The sequence below is a fragment of the Pseudomonas fluorescens genome, assembly GCF_000968015.1.
Lineage (GTDB): Bacteria > Pseudomonadota > Gammaproteobacteria > Pseudomonadales > Pseudomonadaceae > Aquipseudomonas > Aquipseudomonas fluorescens_W.
The window spans coordinates 1-14,984 of sequence record NZ_LACH01000029.1; the positions used below are offsets into that span (position 1 = coordinate 1).

The 14,984-nt window shown below is 59.1% G+C and carries 11 protein-coding genes; 8 read left to right on the plus strand and 3 right to left on the minus strand.

The genetic code is table 11. The features are described 5' to 3' along the window. Positions 1-207 precede the first annotated feature (207 nt). A complete protein-coding gene (locus VD17_RS14275; protein ID WP_046054359.1) occupies positions 208-1,791 on the minus strand; it encodes a peptide chain release factor 3 in 1,584 nt (527 codons plus the stop codon). 477 nt (positions 1,792-2,268) lie between these two features. Between VD17_RS14275 and VD17_RS14280 the strand changes: the two genes are divergently transcribed. The 5 genes from VD17_RS14280 to VD17_RS14300 all read left to right on the plus strand — a co-directional run bounded on the left by VD17_RS14280 (position 2,269) and on the right by VD17_RS14300 (position 7,335). Next, complete coding sequence (locus VD17_RS14280) at positions 2,269-2,985, plus strand: ABC transporter permease (protein ID WP_008148956.1); 717 nt, start codon at positions 2,269-2,271, stop codon at positions 2,983-2,985. 20 nt (positions 2,986-3,005) lie between these two features. Next, entirely contained in the window at positions 3,006-3,899 is an 894-nt protein-coding gene (locus VD17_RS14285) for a glycine betaine ABC transporter substrate-binding protein (RefSeq protein ID WP_046054360.1), read from the plus strand. A 12-nt stretch (positions 3,900-3,911) separates the two neighbouring features. After that, complete coding sequence (locus VD17_RS14290) at positions 3,912-4,565, plus strand: ABC transporter permease (RefSeq protein WP_046054361.1); 654 nt, start codon at positions 3,912-3,914, stop codon at positions 4,563-4,565. Then, positions 4,562-5,719, plus strand: a complete 1,158-nt coding sequence (locus tag VD17_RS14295; protein WP_046054362.1) for an osmoprotectant ABC transporter ATP-binding protein OsmV — start codon at positions 4,562-4,564, stop codon at positions 5,717-5,719. Before VD17_RS14290 ends, VD17_RS14295 begins: the two co-directional genes overlap by 4 nt. A 452-nt stretch (positions 5,720-6,171) precedes the next feature. Then, positions 6,172-7,335 carry a type III PLP-dependent enzyme gene (locus tag VD17_RS14300; protein ID WP_033058084.1) on the plus strand — a complete coding sequence of 388 codons (1,164 nt, stop codon included), beginning with the start codon at positions 6,172-6,174 and terminating at the stop codon, positions 7,333-7,335. Between the two features lie 152 nt (positions 7,336-7,487). Here VD17_RS14300 and VD17_RS14305 read toward each other — a convergent pair whose 3' ends face one another. Further along, the gene (locus VD17_RS14305; protein ID WP_046054363.1) at positions 7,488-8,255 is read right to left on the minus strand and encodes a tetratricopeptide repeat protein; all 768 of its coding nucleotides are present in this window, start codon (positions 8,253-8,255) and stop codon (positions 7,488-7,490) included. Next, positions 8,252-8,932 carry a Fe2+-dependent dioxygenase gene (locus VD17_RS14310; RefSeq protein ID WP_046054364.1) on the minus strand — a complete coding sequence of 227 codons (681 nt, stop codon included), beginning with the start codon at positions 8,930-8,932 and terminating at the stop codon, positions 8,252-8,254. Before VD17_RS14310 ends, VD17_RS14305 begins: the two co-directional genes overlap by 4 nt. 207 nt (positions 8,933-9,139) lie before the next feature. Between VD17_RS14310 and VD17_RS14315 the strand changes: the two genes are divergently transcribed. The 3 genes from VD17_RS14315 (at position 9,140) to VD17_RS31600 (ending at position 14,847) form a co-directional block, all read left to right on the plus strand. After that, positions 9,140-11,482 carry a TonB-dependent receptor gene (locus tag VD17_RS14315; RefSeq protein WP_046054365.1) on the plus strand — a complete coding sequence of 781 codons (2,343 nt, stop codon included), beginning with the start codon at positions 9,140-9,142 and terminating at the stop codon, positions 11,480-11,482. A 162-nt stretch (positions 11,483-11,644) separates the two neighbouring features. Then, the gene (locus VD17_RS14320) at positions 11,645-14,173 is read left to right on the plus strand and encodes a PepSY domain-containing protein (protein ID WP_046054367.1); all 2,529 of its coding nucleotides are present in this window, start codon (positions 11,645-11,647) and stop codon (positions 14,171-14,173) included. Between the two features lie 254 nt (positions 14,174-14,427). Further along, the gene (locus VD17_RS31600) at positions 14,428-14,847 is read left to right on the plus strand and encodes an endonuclease domain-containing protein (protein ID WP_080932000.1); all 420 of its coding nucleotides are present in this window, start codon (positions 14,428-14,430) and stop codon (positions 14,845-14,847) included. Positions 14,848-14,984: the final 137 nt, after the last annotated feature.

The following is a 14,984-nucleotide window of genomic DNA, read 5'->3' on the forward strand; positions in this document are numbered from 1 at the left end:
GGGGAGAGGGGGAAAGGGAGCAGATCTCCATGTTTTCCAAAATCCTGAGTTCAGCTCGGACTCTCAGGTCGATGTAGCGCCAAGAACACCTCGGTCAGTCCCCTCTCCCTTTGGGAGAGGGCTAGGGTGAGGGGTGGCGATTTCACAGGCAATAAAAAAATCCCCGAGGCTCACGCAACGGGGATTTTGATTTTTACAACTCAACGCTTAATGATGCTCACGCGTCGCACGGAATTTCACGTCCGGCCAGCGCTCTTCCATCAGCGCCAGGTTCACCCGCGTCGGGGCCAGGTAGGTCAGGTGACCGCCGCCGTCAATCGCGAGGTTTTCCACAGCCTTGATCTGGAACTCTTCGAGCTTCTTCTTATCGCTGCTATCGATCCAGCGCGCGGAATAGACGGTGATCGGCTCGTAGGAGCACTCGACCTTGTATTCCTCTTTCAAACGGCTGGCGACCACATCGAACTGCAGCACACCGACGGCGCCGAGGATGATGTCGTTGCTGCGCGTCGGGAAAAACACCTGAGTGGCGCCCTCTTCTGCCAATTGCTGCAGACCCTGACGCAGTTGCTTGGATTTCAGCGGATCACGCAGACGTACGCGACGGAACAGTTCCGGGGCGAAGTGCGGGATACCGGTAAAGCCCAGGACTTCGCCTTCGGTGAAGGTGTCGCCGATCTGGATGGTGCCGTGGTTGTGCAAACCGATGATGTCGCCGGCAAACGCTTCTTCCAGTTGCTCACGCTCGGAGGAGAAGAAGGTCAGCGCATCGCCGATCCGCACGTCCTTGCCGGTACGCACGTGGCGCATCTTCATGCCTTTTTCGTACTTGCCGGAGCAGATACGCATGAAGGCGATACGGTCGCGGTGTTTCGGGTCCATGTTCGCCTGGATCTTGAACACGAAGCCGGCGAATTTCTCTTCAACCGGTTCCACGGTGCGCTCGTTGGCGACACGGGCCAGCGGTTTCGGCGCCCAGTTGACCACGGCGTCGAGCACGTGATCGACACCGAAGTTGCCCAGTGCAGTACCGAAGAACACCGGGGTCAGTTGGCCGTCGAGGAATTCCTGTTGATTGAATTCGTGACAGGCGCCCTGCACCAGCTCCAGCTGATCGACGAAGCGATCGTACTCGTCGCCCAAGTGGGCGCGGGCTTCATCGGAGTCGAGTTTCTCGATGATTTTCACATCGGTGCGCTCGTGGCCGTGGCCAGCGGTGTACACGATGATGTAGTCGTCGGCGAGGTGATAAACGCCCTTGAAGTCGCGGTAGCAACCGATCGGCCAGGTGATCGGTGCAGCCTTGATCTTCAGGACCGCTTCGATTTCGTCGAGCAGTTCGATCGGGTCGCGGATGTCACGGTCGAGTTTGTTGATGAAGCTGACGATCGGCGTGTCACGCAGACGGCAGACGTCCATCAGCGCGATGGTCCGTGGCTCTACACCCTTACCGCCGTCGAGAACCATCAATGCCGAGTCAACCGCCGTCAGGGTGCGGTAGGTATCTTCGGAGAAGTCTTCGTGGCCCGGGGTGTCGAGCAGGTTGATCATGTGATCGCGATACGGGAACTGCATGACCGACGTGGTAATGGAAATACCCCGTTGTTTTTCCATTTCCATCCAGTCGGAGGTGGCATGGCGGTCAGACTTGCGAGATTTCACCGTGCCAGCAATCGCAATCGCCTTGCCCATCAGCAAGAGCTTCTCGGTGATGGTGGTTTTACCGGCATCGGGGTGGGAAATAATAGCGAAAGTGCGGCGTTTCGCGACTTCGGCGGCCTGTTTGGTCATGGGAAATCGCCTGGCAGGTGATTCAAAAAAGGGCGGCGAGTATAGCCCAAAACGTTGCCTTCGGACCACCGTTCGCCCGTAGCAGCTGTCGAGCAGCGCGAGGCTGCGTTCGGCGGCGAAGCCGTCGTAGAGTTCACACACCGGTCTGCCTGATACACCGCAGCGTCAGGTTTTACGACGGCTTCGCCGCCGAACGCAGCCTCGCGCTGCTCGACAGCTGCTACGGGAGGCGTGGTAGCTAAATGCTGCTAAATATGGAACCTTTTAAAAGGTGCAGACGTCCACTCCCCTGTTACTGCACTCGTACCAGGGGCTGAAAAATCAGCAAGTTGGCCTGACGAGGCTGCGCTTATGGCTCGATCTCATGCGGTTTTACCAGCATGAAGAGCTGCTTCTCGCGAACGTTGATAATCCCGGCAGCCAGGAATGGCATGCCACACGGGACTGCGTTCGCCGACAAAAAAAAGGAGTCCGCCTGTGGCTATTCGCTATGGCAAGGGGCTGATAGGAGGTGCGGTTGTCGTCGCTCTCCTGGCCCTGCTGGTCCACTGGATTGGCATCAACACGATCGAACATTACCGCGACGATTTGTTGTTTTACCTGCAAGCCCATTTGATTCTCGTCCTCGCTTCCATGCTGGCCGCCCTTGTTGTGGGCATACCCGCCGGTATCTTTCTCAGCCGCCCGACCATGGTGGGCCGCGCTGAGCGCTTCATGCAGATCTTCAACATCGGCAACACCGTGCCGCCTCTTGCCGTACTGGCCATCGCCCTGGGGATCCTCGGCATTGGCAGCGGCCCCGCGATTTTCGCCCTGTTCCTCGCCTCGCTGTTGCCGATCGTGCGCAACACCTATGAAGGCCTGAAAAACGTTCAGGGTTCGCTCAAGGAAGCGGCCGTCGGCATCGGCATGACACCGACTCAGGTGCTGTGGCGGGTCGAACTGCCGAATGCCGTGCCGATCATCATCGGTGGCGTGCGCGTGGCGCTGGCGATCAACGTCGGTACAGCACCGCTGGCGTTCCTGATTGGCGCCAACAGTCTGGGCAGCCTGATTTTCCCTGGTATCGCCCTGAACAATCAGCCGCAACTGCTGCTCGGCGCGGCTTGCACCGCCCTGTTGGCCTTGCTGCTCGACGGCCTGGTGACACTCGCCAGCCGCCTCTGGCTCGAACGCGGCCTGCGCCCGTCTTAAGCCTCGGCAAAGGAATTAACATGAAAAAAGTATGCTTGTTTTTAGGCTGCGCCCTGCTGTTCGCAGGATTTGCCCAAGCCACTGAAAAACCGGTGATCCGCATCGGCGCCCGGGTGTTCACCGAACAAACCCTGCTGGCGGAAATCACCTCCCAATACCTGCGCACCAAGGGATACGACACTCAGGTGACCGGCGGTCTGGGCAGTAACCTGGCCCGCAGCGCCCACGAAAGTGGTCAGCTGGATTTGATGTGGGAATACACCGGCGTGTCGCTGGTGGCTTACAACCACATCACTGACAAGCTCGACAGCGCTCAGTCCTACGCCAAGGTGAAAGAACTCGACGCGCAAAAAGGCCTCATCTGGCTCACCCCGTCGAAGTTCAGCAACACCTACGCCCTGGCGCTGCCGGAAAAAACCGCAAAGGCTTATCCGCAGATCAACACCATCAGCGAGCTGAACACGGTGATGCAGGCCGAGGCAAAGACCAATCACCTGGTCGCCCTCGACACCGAGTTTGCCAACCGTTCCGACGGTCTGGACGGCATGGTCGATCTTTACGGCATGAACCTGACCCGCAAGAACATCCGCCAGATGGATGCCGGGCTGGTTTACACCGCCCTGCGCAATGGCCAGGTGTTCGCCGGTCTGGTCTACACCACCGACGGTCGTTTGAACGCCTTCAAGCTGAAACTGCTGGAAGACGACAAGCATTACTTCCCGGACTACACCGCCGCGCCCGTGGTGCGCCAGGTCTACCTCGACGCCCATCCAAAACTGGCGGAAGAAATGAAGCCGCTGGCTGAACTGTTCGACGACGCCACCATGCGCCAGCTCAACGCACGGGTCGATGTCGACCACGAAAGCCCTTCATCCGTTGCCGCCGATTTCCTGCGCCAGCACCCCATCAAATAAGGAGGAAAAGACATGGAATTTCTGAACGCCTTTTCCCATCTCGACTGGCCGCTGGTGCTGCACCTGACTTGGCAGCACATCACCCTGGTCGGTATCGCCGTGACCCTGGCGATTCTGGTCGGCGTGCCGCTGGGCATCCTGATGACACGTTTCCCGACACTCGCCGGCCCGTTGCAGGCCAGCGCCACGGTGCTGCTGACGGTGCCGTCGATTGCCCTGTTCGGCCTGCTGCTGCCGTTCTACTCCAAATTCGGCCAGGGCCTGGGCCCGATGCCGGCGATCACGGCGGTGTTTCTCTACTCGCTGCTGCCGATCATGCGTAACACCTACCTCGCCCTGACCGGCGTCGATCCCGGCATTCGCGAAGCCGCCCGCGGCATCGGCATGACCTTCGGCCAGCGCCTGCGCATGGTCGAGCTGCCGATTGCGGTGCCGGTGATCCTCGCCGGTGTGCGCACCGCCGTGGTCATGAACATTGGTGTCATGACCATCGCCGCGACCATCGGCGCCGGTGGCCTCGGTGTACTCATCCTCGCTTCCATCAGCCGCAGCGACATGTCGATGCTGATCGTCGGCGCCGTGCTGGTCAGTCTTCTGGCCATCTTCGCCGACCTGCTTCTGCAATGGCTGCAACGCACGCTGACTCCAAAAGGACTCCTCAAATGATCGAACTTCAAAACCTCAGCAAGACCTTCCAAAGCAACGGCAAAGATGTGAAAGCCGTGGACTCGGTAAGCCTGACCGTCAATGAAGGCGAGATCTGTGTGTTCCTCGGGCCATCGGGCTGCGGCAAAAGCACCACGCTGAAGATGATCAATCGCCTGATCAAGCCGACCTCGGGCAAAATCCTGATCAACGGCGAAGACACCACCGATCTCGACGAAGTGACCCTGCGCCGCAACATCGGTTATGTGATCCAGCAGATCGGTCTGTTCCCGAACATGACCATCGAGGAAAACATCACCATCGTTCCGCGCCTGCTGGGCTGGGACAAACAGAAATGCCACGACCGTGCCCGCGAGTTGATGAGCATGATCAAGCTTGAGCCCAAGCAGTATCTGACTCGCTACCCACGTGAATTGTCCGGTGGCCAGCAGCAACGAATCGGGGTGATTCGTGCGTTGGCGGCGGATGCGCCGTTGTTGCTGATGGATGAGCCGTTCGGTGCGGTCGACCCGATCAACCGCGAGATGATCCAGAACGAGTTCTTCGAAATGCAACGCGCGCTGAACAAGACCGTGATCATGGTCAGCCACGACATCGACGAAGCCATCAAGCTGGGCGACAAGATCGCGATTTTCCGTGCAGGCAAGCTGTTGCAGATCGATCACCCGGATACGCTGCTGGCGCACCCGGCGGACGACTTTGTCAGCAACTTCGTCGGCCAGGACAGCACCCTCAAGCGTCTGTTGTTGGTCAAAGCCGAAGATGCAGCGGACAACGCGCCGTCGGTGAGCCCGGAAACGCCAGTGGCCGAGGCCCTGGAGTTGATGGACGAACTGGACCGTCGTTATGTGGTGGTCACGGATGGTGAGAACAAGGCGCTCGGTTATGTACGACGTCGCGACCTGCACCGTCAGACCGGGACTTGCGCGCAGTATCTGCGTGAGTTCAATGCCACGGCGGCGTTCGACGAGCATTTGCGCATCCTGCTGTCGCGCATGTACGAGTTCAACCGTTCGTGGTTGCCGGTGATGGATGCCGAGCGGGTGTTCCTTGGGGAAGTGACCCAGGAATCGATTGCCGAGTATTTGAGCTCCGGCAAGTCCCGTGGGGGCAAGACCAGCATTGTTTCGCCTGCCGAGACTGCTGTCGCCTGATCTGACGCCTTCGCGAGCAGGCTCGCTCCCACATTGGATCTGTGCATCGACACAAATCCCCTGTGGGAGCGAGCTTGCTCGCGATTGGGGCAATACAAATCCCGCCTGATACACCTCAAATCTCCCTGCCAGGGGAACATCACACTGTCATGCAGGTCGGTTACATCAGTAGTTGTCCGGGACCGCACGACGGATGCGTGTAAAAACGCGACATTTTTTGTTGATCTCAAGCCCCTCACGCCCTAAAGTTCGCGCCGAACGTCCATGCTGGAAACGATCCATCCGGCTCAAGTACTGACGACGAGACAGCAAGGCCAAGGGAAAGCACCGCTTCCCATGGCCTTTTTGCTTTCGGCGACATGCCTTGGGAAGTAGGCGAACCAAAGTGGGGATACGGAGGACGTTCATTTGCACCCATTGTTAATTTCAGTTTGCCAGTAGGAGTTCCCAGCATGTCGATCAACGTCGAAGACTATTTCGCGCGCGATACCTTCAACAAAATGAAGGCCTTCGCCGACAAACAAGAAACCCCGTTCGTGGTGATCGACACCGCGATGATCAGCCAGGCCTATGACGACCTGCGCGCCGGTTTCGAATTCGCCAAGGTCTACTACGCGGTCAAGGCCAACCCGGCCGTCGAAATCATCGACCTGCTCAAAGAGAAAGGCTCGAACTTCGACATTGCCTCGATCTACGAGCTCGATAAAGTGATGAACCAGGGCGTCGGCCCGGATCGCATCAGCTACGGCAACACCATCAAGAAATCCAAAGACATTCGCTACTTCTACGAGAAGGGCGTGCGTCTGTATGCCACCGACTCCGAAGCCGACCTGCGCAACATCGCCAAGGCTGCACCGGGTTCGAAAGTCTACGTGCGCATCCTCACCGAAGGCTCGACCACCGCTGACTGGCCTCTGTCGCGCAAATTCGGCTGCCAGACCGACATGGCCATGGACCTGCTGATCCTCGCTCGCGACCTGGGCCTGGTGCCGTACGGCATCTCGTTCCACGTCGGCTCGCAACAGCGCGACATCAGCGTCTGGGACGCGGCGATCGCCAAGGTCAAAGTGATCTTCGAACGTCTGAAAGAAGAAGACGGCATTCACCTGAAGCTGATCAACATGGGCGGCGGCTTCCCGGCCAACTACATCACCCGCACCAACAGCCTGGAAACCTACGCTGAAGAAATCATCCGTTTCCTCAAGGAAGACTTCGGTGACGAACTGCCGGAAATCATCCTGGAACCGGGCCGTTCGCTAATCGCCAACGCCGGCATCCTGGTCAGTGAAGTGGTGCTGGTCGCCCGTAAATCCCGTACCGCGGTAGAGCGATGGGTGTACACGGATGTGGGCAAGTTCTCCGGCCTGATCGAAACCATGGACGAAGCCATCAAGTTCCCGATCTGGACCGAGAAGAAAGGCGAGATGGAAGAAGTGGTCATCGCCGGCCCGACCTGCGACAGCGCCGACATCATGTATGAAAACTACAAGTACGGTTTGCCGCTGAACCTGGCGATTGGTGATCGTTTGTACTGGTTGTCGACCGGTGCTTACACCACCAGTTATAGCGCCGTTGAATTCAATGGCTTCCCGCCGCTGAAGTCGTTTTACGTGTAAGACAGCTGCAAGTGAAAAGCCCATGACATGTCATGGGCTTTTTCATATCTGAAATCCACCACTCCCCCCTGTAGGAGCTGCCGAGTGTAACGAGGCTGCGATCTTTTGATTTTTCAAGGCCAAAATCAAAAGATCGCAGCCTGCGGCAGCTCCTACAGAGGAGCGAGTTCCAGCGTCAAGTCGGCGTAGCGTCGGGCATAATCTGTTGCGAAGGCGCGAATCCGCGGATCTGTCGCACTCAACAACGCCTTGCTCGCCACCCGCAAAAAGTTCAGGTTCCCACCGTCCAGGGCCTTGCGTAACCAGACCAACGCCTCGTCGATCTTGCCTTCGTCAGCCAGCACGGCGGCATAACTGAACTGCCCGCGAAAATCCCCGCCGAGTGCCGAGCGTCGATACCAGTCACGCGCAGCTTGCGGATCTGCCGGACACTCTCGCCCGTCTTCCAGATAGCGCCCCAGCAAGTTCATCGATTTCGCATGGCCCAGCTCAGCCGCCTGGCGATACAGGTTCAGCGCTTGCAACTGATCCTCGATCACCCCGCGCCCGGTGGCCAACAAGTTGGCGTAGTTGTACATCGCCCAATCCAGTCCGGCGTCGGCGGCCTGGCGATAATGAACAACGGCAACGGCGGCGTCGGCAACGCAACCCCAGCCATGTTCATGACAACGACCGAGCATGTTGCGCGCCATCAAGTGCCCACCCTGGGCAGCGATCTCGAACCAGCGCACAGCCAATGGCTGATCCTGCTCGATACCCTGGCCATCCAGCAGAATCTGCCCGAGCAAGGCCTGAGCATCGAGCACGCCTTCGCGGGCGGCGATCAGAATCGCCTGTGCCGCGCGCGCCGGGCTTTCGTCGAGCATGGCCTTGAGCGAATCACCGTCGAGGATTTCCTCGCGGCGTAATTGAAAACTCATACCTCGACCCAGCGACGCAGCAGGTTGTGGTAAGTGCCCGTGAGGCGAATCAGCGAAGGGTGATCAGGCATGTCCTGGGTCAGCTGCTGGATCGCCCCGTCCATCTCGAACAGCAAGGCGCGCTGGCTGTCTTCGCGGACCAGGCTTTGGGTCCAGAAGAACGAGGCGTAGCGAGTGCCGCGCGTCACGGCGTTGACCTTGTGCAGGCTGGTGCCGGGGTACAGAACCATGTCACCGGCCGGCAACTTCACCCGTTGAGTGCCGAAGGTGTCCTGGATTTCCAGTTCGCCGCCGTCGTAGTCGTCCGGCTCGCTGAAAAACAGAGTGGCCGACAAATCAGTGCGCACCCGCTCGATGCTGCCCTTGGGCTGGCGCACGGCGTTGTCGATGTGAAAATCGAAACTGCCGCCGGCTGTGTAACAGTTCAGCAACGGAGGGAAGACCTTGTGCGGCAACGCCGCCGACATGAACTGCGGATTTTTCCACAGCCGTTCCAGCATCGCCGCGCCGACTTCCTTGGCCAGTGGATGACCTTCCGGCAGCTGCAGATTGTGCTTGGCTTTGGCCGACTGGTAGCCGGCGGTGATCTTGCCGTCCGCCCAATCTGCCTGCTCCAGAGCCTCGCGGATGCGCTGCACTTCTTCTTTCGCGAACACGCCGGGAATGTGCAGCAGCATGGGGATGACACCTGAAGACAAAGAGGCGCCAATGGTATTGATTCTTATTGCCTGTGTAAAACCCCTAAGACGAACGAGACGCCAAAAACCGTAAGGGCAAATTGTAAAGAATGTAAATTTGATGCGAATAGTAAAGTTTCGCAATTGATACAAATACCTGTTTACCCTATATTCCGCGGCCTCAAATCCTTGGGGAGGGGAATTCAAATGTCACGTCAACAACCACAAGTACCGGTCAGTTCACCACGTTTGCTCGCATCGGCCATCGGCATGGCGATTACTGCCGGTTCTGCGGGCCACATGGTTTTCGCAGCGGAAAAAGCTGACGAAAAAGCACCGAGTAATGTGATTTCTCTGGGCGCAACCGCCATCACTGGCGAGGCCCAGGACGAGACTTCCTACAAAGTCGAAAAAGCCTCCTCGCCCAAGTACACCGCGCCGCTGGTGGACACGCCGCGTTCGATTACCGTCATCCCGCAACAAGTACTCAAGGACACTGGCGCCCTCAACATGCAGGACGCGCTGCGCACTGTTCCAGGCATCACCTTCGGTGCCGGTGAAGGCGGCAACCCGCAAGGCGACCGCCCATTCATTCGCGGCTTCGATGCCCAGGGCGATACGTATCTGGACGGCGTGCGCGATACCGGTTCGCAGAGCCGCGAGATCTTCGCCGTTGAGTCGATCGAAGTCAGCAAAGGCCCGAACTCGGCCATGGGCGGCCGTGGCGCTGCCGGCGGCAGTATCAATCTGGTGAGTAAAAAAGCTCACTTGGGCAACTCGCTCGACGGTGGTTTCACCTGGGGCTCCGACCAGACCCAGCGTTACACCATGGATGGCAACTATCAGTTCACCGACACCGCTGCTGGCCGTCTGAACCTGATGAGCCACGAAAGCAACGTCGCTGGCCGTGACAGCGTCGACTATGACCGTTGGGGCGTCGCACCTTCGCTGGCCTTCGGCCTGGGCACCGACACTCGGGTCAACCTCGACTACTACCACCTGGAAAACAACGACACGCCAGATTCCGGGATTCCGTACAGCATCCCGGTCGCGGGTTCGACGGCCCGCACCAAGTCCAACCCGGACAAGCCTGACGATGGCGGCGACAGCAGCAACTTCTATGGCTTGAACGGCCGCGACTTCCGCAAGGGCCGCACCGACACCGCGACCATCGCCATCGAGCACGATCTGAACGACGCGCTGACCATCAAGAACACCCTGCGCCACGGCACCAGCATGCAGGACTACATCCTGACCCAGCCGGACGACAGCAAGGGCAACGTCAACAATGGCAGCGTCTGGCGTCGGGCCAACACCCGGGTCAGCAACACCGAAACCACCACTAACCAGACCGATCTGTTTGGCGACGTCTACATCGCCGGATTCAAAAACAGCTTCTCTACCGGTATCGAGTTGAGCCGCGAGGAAAGCGAAAAGTCCTCGTATAACGTCGACACCGACACCACCCCGAGAACGACCGCCCCTCCTGCAAGCACCAACTGCACACCGGCGATGATTGGCGCACCGAGCGGTTACAACTGCACCTCTTTGTCCAACCCGAACCCGAACGACCCATGGAACGGTGCAATCTCGCGTAACTACGCTGGCACCGACACCAAAGCCAACACCTATGCGCTGTATGTGTTCGACACGCTGGAATTGTCCGAGCAATGGCTGGTGAACATGGGCCTGCGTTACGACCATTTCGACACCCAGTACCGCACCTTCGATAGCGCAGGGGCGACTGTCCTAAACAAAGGCGTCCCTGCAAAAGGCAAAGACACCAGCGAATTCGTCACTGGTCAATTCGGTGTGATCTACAAGCCGGCCGAAAACGGCAGCATTTATGCGTCCTACGCGACTTCTGCCACGCCACCCGGCGCCACCCTCGGCGAAGGCATGGACGGCAACCCGCTGGGTGGCACGGTTGATCGCAACAAAGATGTGCTCAAAAGCGACATGGAGCCGGAAACCACCAAGAACTACGAAATCGGTACCAAGTGGGACCTGCTGAACGATCGCCTGTCGTTGACCGCCGACATCTTCCGCACCGAGAAAGAAAACGCTCGCGTTCAAGTCGACACCACGTCGTATGAAAACGCCGGTAAAACCCGCGTTCAAGGTATCGAACTGTCGGCCAGCGGCAAGATCACCGACAAATGGCAAGTGTTCGCCGGTTACGCATACATGGACAGCGAGCAGGTCGATGCCGGCCCGCTGAACCGCGCCAACGAAGGCAACGAGCTGCCTAACACACCGAAAAACAGTGCCAGCGTGTGGACGACTTATCAGGTCACGCCGAAGCTGACCATCGGTGGCGGTGCGTTTTATGTCGATGATGTGTTCGGCAGCGTAGCCAACACCACCATGGTTGATTCCTACGTTCGTTACGACGCGATGGCCGCGTACAAGCTGAGCAAAAACGTCGACCTGCAACTGAACGTGCAGAACCTGACCGATGAAACCTACTACGACAAAGCTTTCTCGACCCACTTCGCCAACCAGGCGGCGGGTCGTACAGCATTGCTGAGCACCAACTTCCACTTCTGATGCCAGCCACACCACATTCCATGTGGGTGAAGGCCGAAATCAGGGCCAGGCCCCGTTCATCCAGGTGAACGGGGCTTTTGTGCGTAAAAAAGAATGTTTCTCGACAACCCACGGCATAATGCGCGCCGTGATCATTATTTTCGAACGAACAAGGCGAGTGACGTGTTGAAGAAAACCCTGTTCCAGTTGCACTGGTTTTTCGGCATCAGCGCCGGACTGGTCCTGGCCCTGATGGGCATCACCGGGGCGACGGTATCGTTTCAGGATGAAATCCTGCGCGCGTTGAACCCGTCTGTGCTGCAGGTCGAGAAGCAGGTCGCTGGCGTCCTGCCGCCCGCCGAACTGGTGGAGAAAATCGAGGGTGCCTCGGGCAAGAAAGTCTCGATGCTCTGGGTCGAGACCGACAGCGGTAACGCCGCACGCGTGATCTTTACTCCGCCACCGGGCGAGCGACGTGGGCAGATGCGCTACTTCGACCCGTACACCGCCGAGTTCATGGGCGACGCCACCGGCCAGGATTTCTTCGGTCTGATGCTGCAACTGCACCGCTTCCTCGCCATGGGCGATACCGGTCGGCAAATCACCGGTGCCTGTACGCTGATTCTGGTGTTCTTCTGCCTGTCCGGCCTTTACCTGCGCTGGCCGCGTCAGTGGAAAAGCTGGCGCGCCTGGCTGACACTCGACTGGAAGAAAAAGGGCCGCAGCTTCAACTGGGATTTGCACTCCGTCGCCGGCACCTGGTGCCTGGTGTTTTACCTCCTGGCAGCGCTCACCGGGTTGTCCTGGTCCTATGAGTGGTACAACAAGGGCCTGACCCGATTGCTTTCCGACTCACCGCAGAACGAGCGTGTTCGCGGCGGTCGCGGCCCTGCGCCAAGCGGCCCGGCACCCACCGCCGACTACGCCGCGATGTGGAGCAGCATCTACAGCGCCGCCGGCCCGGCACTGAGTGCCTACAACATCCGCATGCCGCCCGTGGCCGGGCAGCCGGCCACCGTGTTCTACCTGTTGAACAGCTCGCCCCATGACCGTGCGTTGAACCAGATCACGCTGGACCCGGCGACCGGCATCGTCAAGCGGCATGACCGCTACAGCGACAAGAGCCTCAAGGCGCAACTGCTGACCAGCATTTATGCGCTGCACGTCGGCAGCTATTTCGGAATCATCGGGCGGATCATCCTGACGATTAGCGCGCTGACAATGCCGCTGTTCTTTGTCACCGGCTGGCTGTTGTATCTGGACCGTCGACGCAAGAAAAAACAGATCAAGGATGCCCGCTCAGGCTTCGCGCAAACAGGCAGCAATACACCCGCCTGGTTGATCGGCTTCGCCAGCCAGAGCGGATTTGCCGAACAATTGGCGTGGCAGACCGCCGGGCAATTGCAGGCGGCCGGCTTGCCGGTGAAGGTTCAGCCGCTGGCGAATGTCAGCGCGCAGGACTTGCGTGAATCCAGCAACGCGCTGTTCGTGGTCAGCACCTTCGGCGATGGCGAAGCGCCGGACAGCGCCCGGGGGTTTGAGCGCAAAGTGCTGGGCCGGACGTTGAGCCTGGAAAGCCTGAACTACGCCGTGCTGGGGATTGGCGATCGCCAGTACCAACATTTCTGCGGTTTCGCTCGACGCTTGCACTCGTGGCTGGGCGAGCACGGCGGCAAGACCCTGTTCGCCCCGGTGGAAGTCGACAGCGGCGACCCTTACGCCTTGCGTCACTGGCAGCAGCAACTGGGCCAGTTGACCGGACAGGCGCCCGTGGACACCTGGCAAGCGCCAAGCTATGACAACTGGACCCTGACCCGCCGCGAACGGCTCAACCCTGACAGCACGGGTTCTGGCGTGTACTTGCTGGGTCTCACCGCCCCCACCACCAGCAGTTGGCTGGCCGGTGACCTGGTGGAAGTGTTGCCGCGCAATTGTCCGTGGGCGATCGAGCATTTCCTCGATGGCCTGGGCATTGATGGTCGGGCCATGGTTGCGCTCGATGGCCTGTCGCAACCGCTGGAGCAAGCCCTCGCCAGTCGGCAACTGCCGGAAAACAGAGCTCACCTGGTCGGCCTGCATGCCCAGGCGCTTGTGGATGCGCTGGTGCCGCTGGCCATGCGCGAATACTCCATCGCCTCGATCGCCGCCGATGGCATCCTCGAATTGATCGTACGCCAGGAACTGCATCCTGACGGCAGCCTGGGTGTTGGCTCCGGCTGGCTGACCGAACATGCCCCATTGGGCGGGACCATCTGCCTGCGCGTACGGCGCAACAGCGGTTTCCATCTACCAAACGAACCCGTGCCGATGATCCTGCTGGGCAACGGCACCGGCCTGGCCGGGCTGCGCAGTTTGCTCAAGGCGCGGATCGCCGATGGGCAGCAACGTCATTGGCTGTTGTTCGGCGAACGCAATCGCGAGCATGACTACTTGTGTCGCGATGAGCTTGAGGAGTGGTTGATTTCGGGGGATCTGGAGCGGCTGGACCTGGCGTTTTCCCGAGATCAGGCCGAGAAGATTTATGTGCAGGATCTACTGCGCGAGTCGGCGGGAGCGTTGAAAAAATGGCTGGCTGAGGGCGCGGTCATTTACATCTGCGGCAGCTTGCAAGGGATGGCTTCAGGCGTGGATCACGTGCTCAACGAAATACTCGGAATTGCAGAGGTCGACCGCCTGATCGAGCAAGGCCGCTATCGCCGCGACGTCTACTGAAAGTGCCCCTCACCCTAGCCCTCTCCCAAAGGGAGAGGGGACTGACCGAGTTGTTCTTAGAGTTACATCGACCTGAAAAATCGAGTCGAACTCAGGTTCTGAGAGGCCCCCGATCTGCTCCCTTTCCCCCTCGCCCTCGCCCCCGTGGGGAGAGGGATGGGCGGGCGGCGTTCCGATGAGGGGTGGTTCTACAAGCAAACGACAAAACCTCGGCTACAGTAAAACCTCCATCCCCCTTCACACGGACGTGAAGCATGCCCACCCGCCCCTCCTCCAACCAACGCCAATTCGCCCGCCATCTGCGCACCAATCAAACTGACTGCGAGCTCTTGCTCTGGCAAAAACTCCGTTCTCGGCAAATCGCCAATCTGAAATTCCGTCGGCAGTTTCCATGCCCGCCGTACATCCTGGATTTTTATTGCGTGGAACTGAAGTTGGCCATCGAACTGGATGGTGGTCAGCATTACGAGACGACGGCAAAAATACATGACCAGCGTCGAACGCTTTACCTTCAGCAGCAAGGTATTGAGGTTGTGCGGTTTAGCAATCTGGAGGTCATTGAGAGGATGAGTGACGTGCTTGAGCAGATCCTTAGGTTTGCTGCGGATCGAACGTCGCCCCCTCACCCTAGCCCTCTCCCAGAGGTAGAGGGGACTGACCGTGAGTTTCTTTAGAAATTCTGCGACCTGAAACATCGAGTCGAACTCAGGCCTTGAAAACAGTGAAGATCGGCTCCCTTTCCCCCTCTCCCCCATGGGGAGAGGGCTGGGGTGCGGGGAGGTTCTTAAGCTTGAACACTCAACCCATACTC

Excerpts from the sequence above, each read along its gene's own strand:
- VD17_RS14275 (WP_046054359.1), bottom strand. The coding sequence starts at position 1,791 with ATGACCAAACAGGCCGCCGAAGTCGCGAAACGCCGCACTTTCGCTATT.
- VD17_RS14285 (WP_046054360.1), top strand. The coding sequence starts at position 3,006 with ATGAAAAAAGTATGCTTGTTTTTAGGCTGCGCCCTGCTGTTCGCAGGA.
- VD17_RS14290 (WP_046054361.1), top strand. The coding sequence starts at position 3,912 with ATGGAATTTCTGAACGCCTTTTCCCATCTCGACTGGCCGCTGGTGCTG.
- VD17_RS14295 (WP_046054362.1), top strand. The coding sequence starts at position 4,562 with ATGATCGAACTTCAAAACCTCAGCAAGACCTTCCAAAGCAACGGCAAA.
- VD17_RS14300 (WP_033058084.1), top strand. The coding sequence starts at position 6,172 with ATGTCGATCAACGTCGAAGACTATTTCGCGCGCGATACCTTCAACAAA.
- VD17_RS14305 (WP_046054363.1), bottom strand. The coding sequence starts at position 8,255 with ATGAGTTTTCAATTACGCCGCGAGGAAATCCTCGACGGTGATTCGCTC.
- VD17_RS14310 (WP_046054364.1), bottom strand. The coding sequence starts at position 8,932 with ATGCTGCTGCACATTCCCGGCGTGTTCGCGAAAGAAGAAGTGCAGCGC.
- VD17_RS14315 (WP_046054365.1), top strand. The coding sequence starts at position 9,140 with ATGTCACGTCAACAACCACAAGTACCGGTCAGTTCACCACGTTTGCTC.
- VD17_RS31600 (WP_080932000.1), top strand. The coding sequence starts at position 14,428 with ATGCCCACCCGCCCCTCCTCCAACCAACGCCAATTCGCCCGCCATCTG.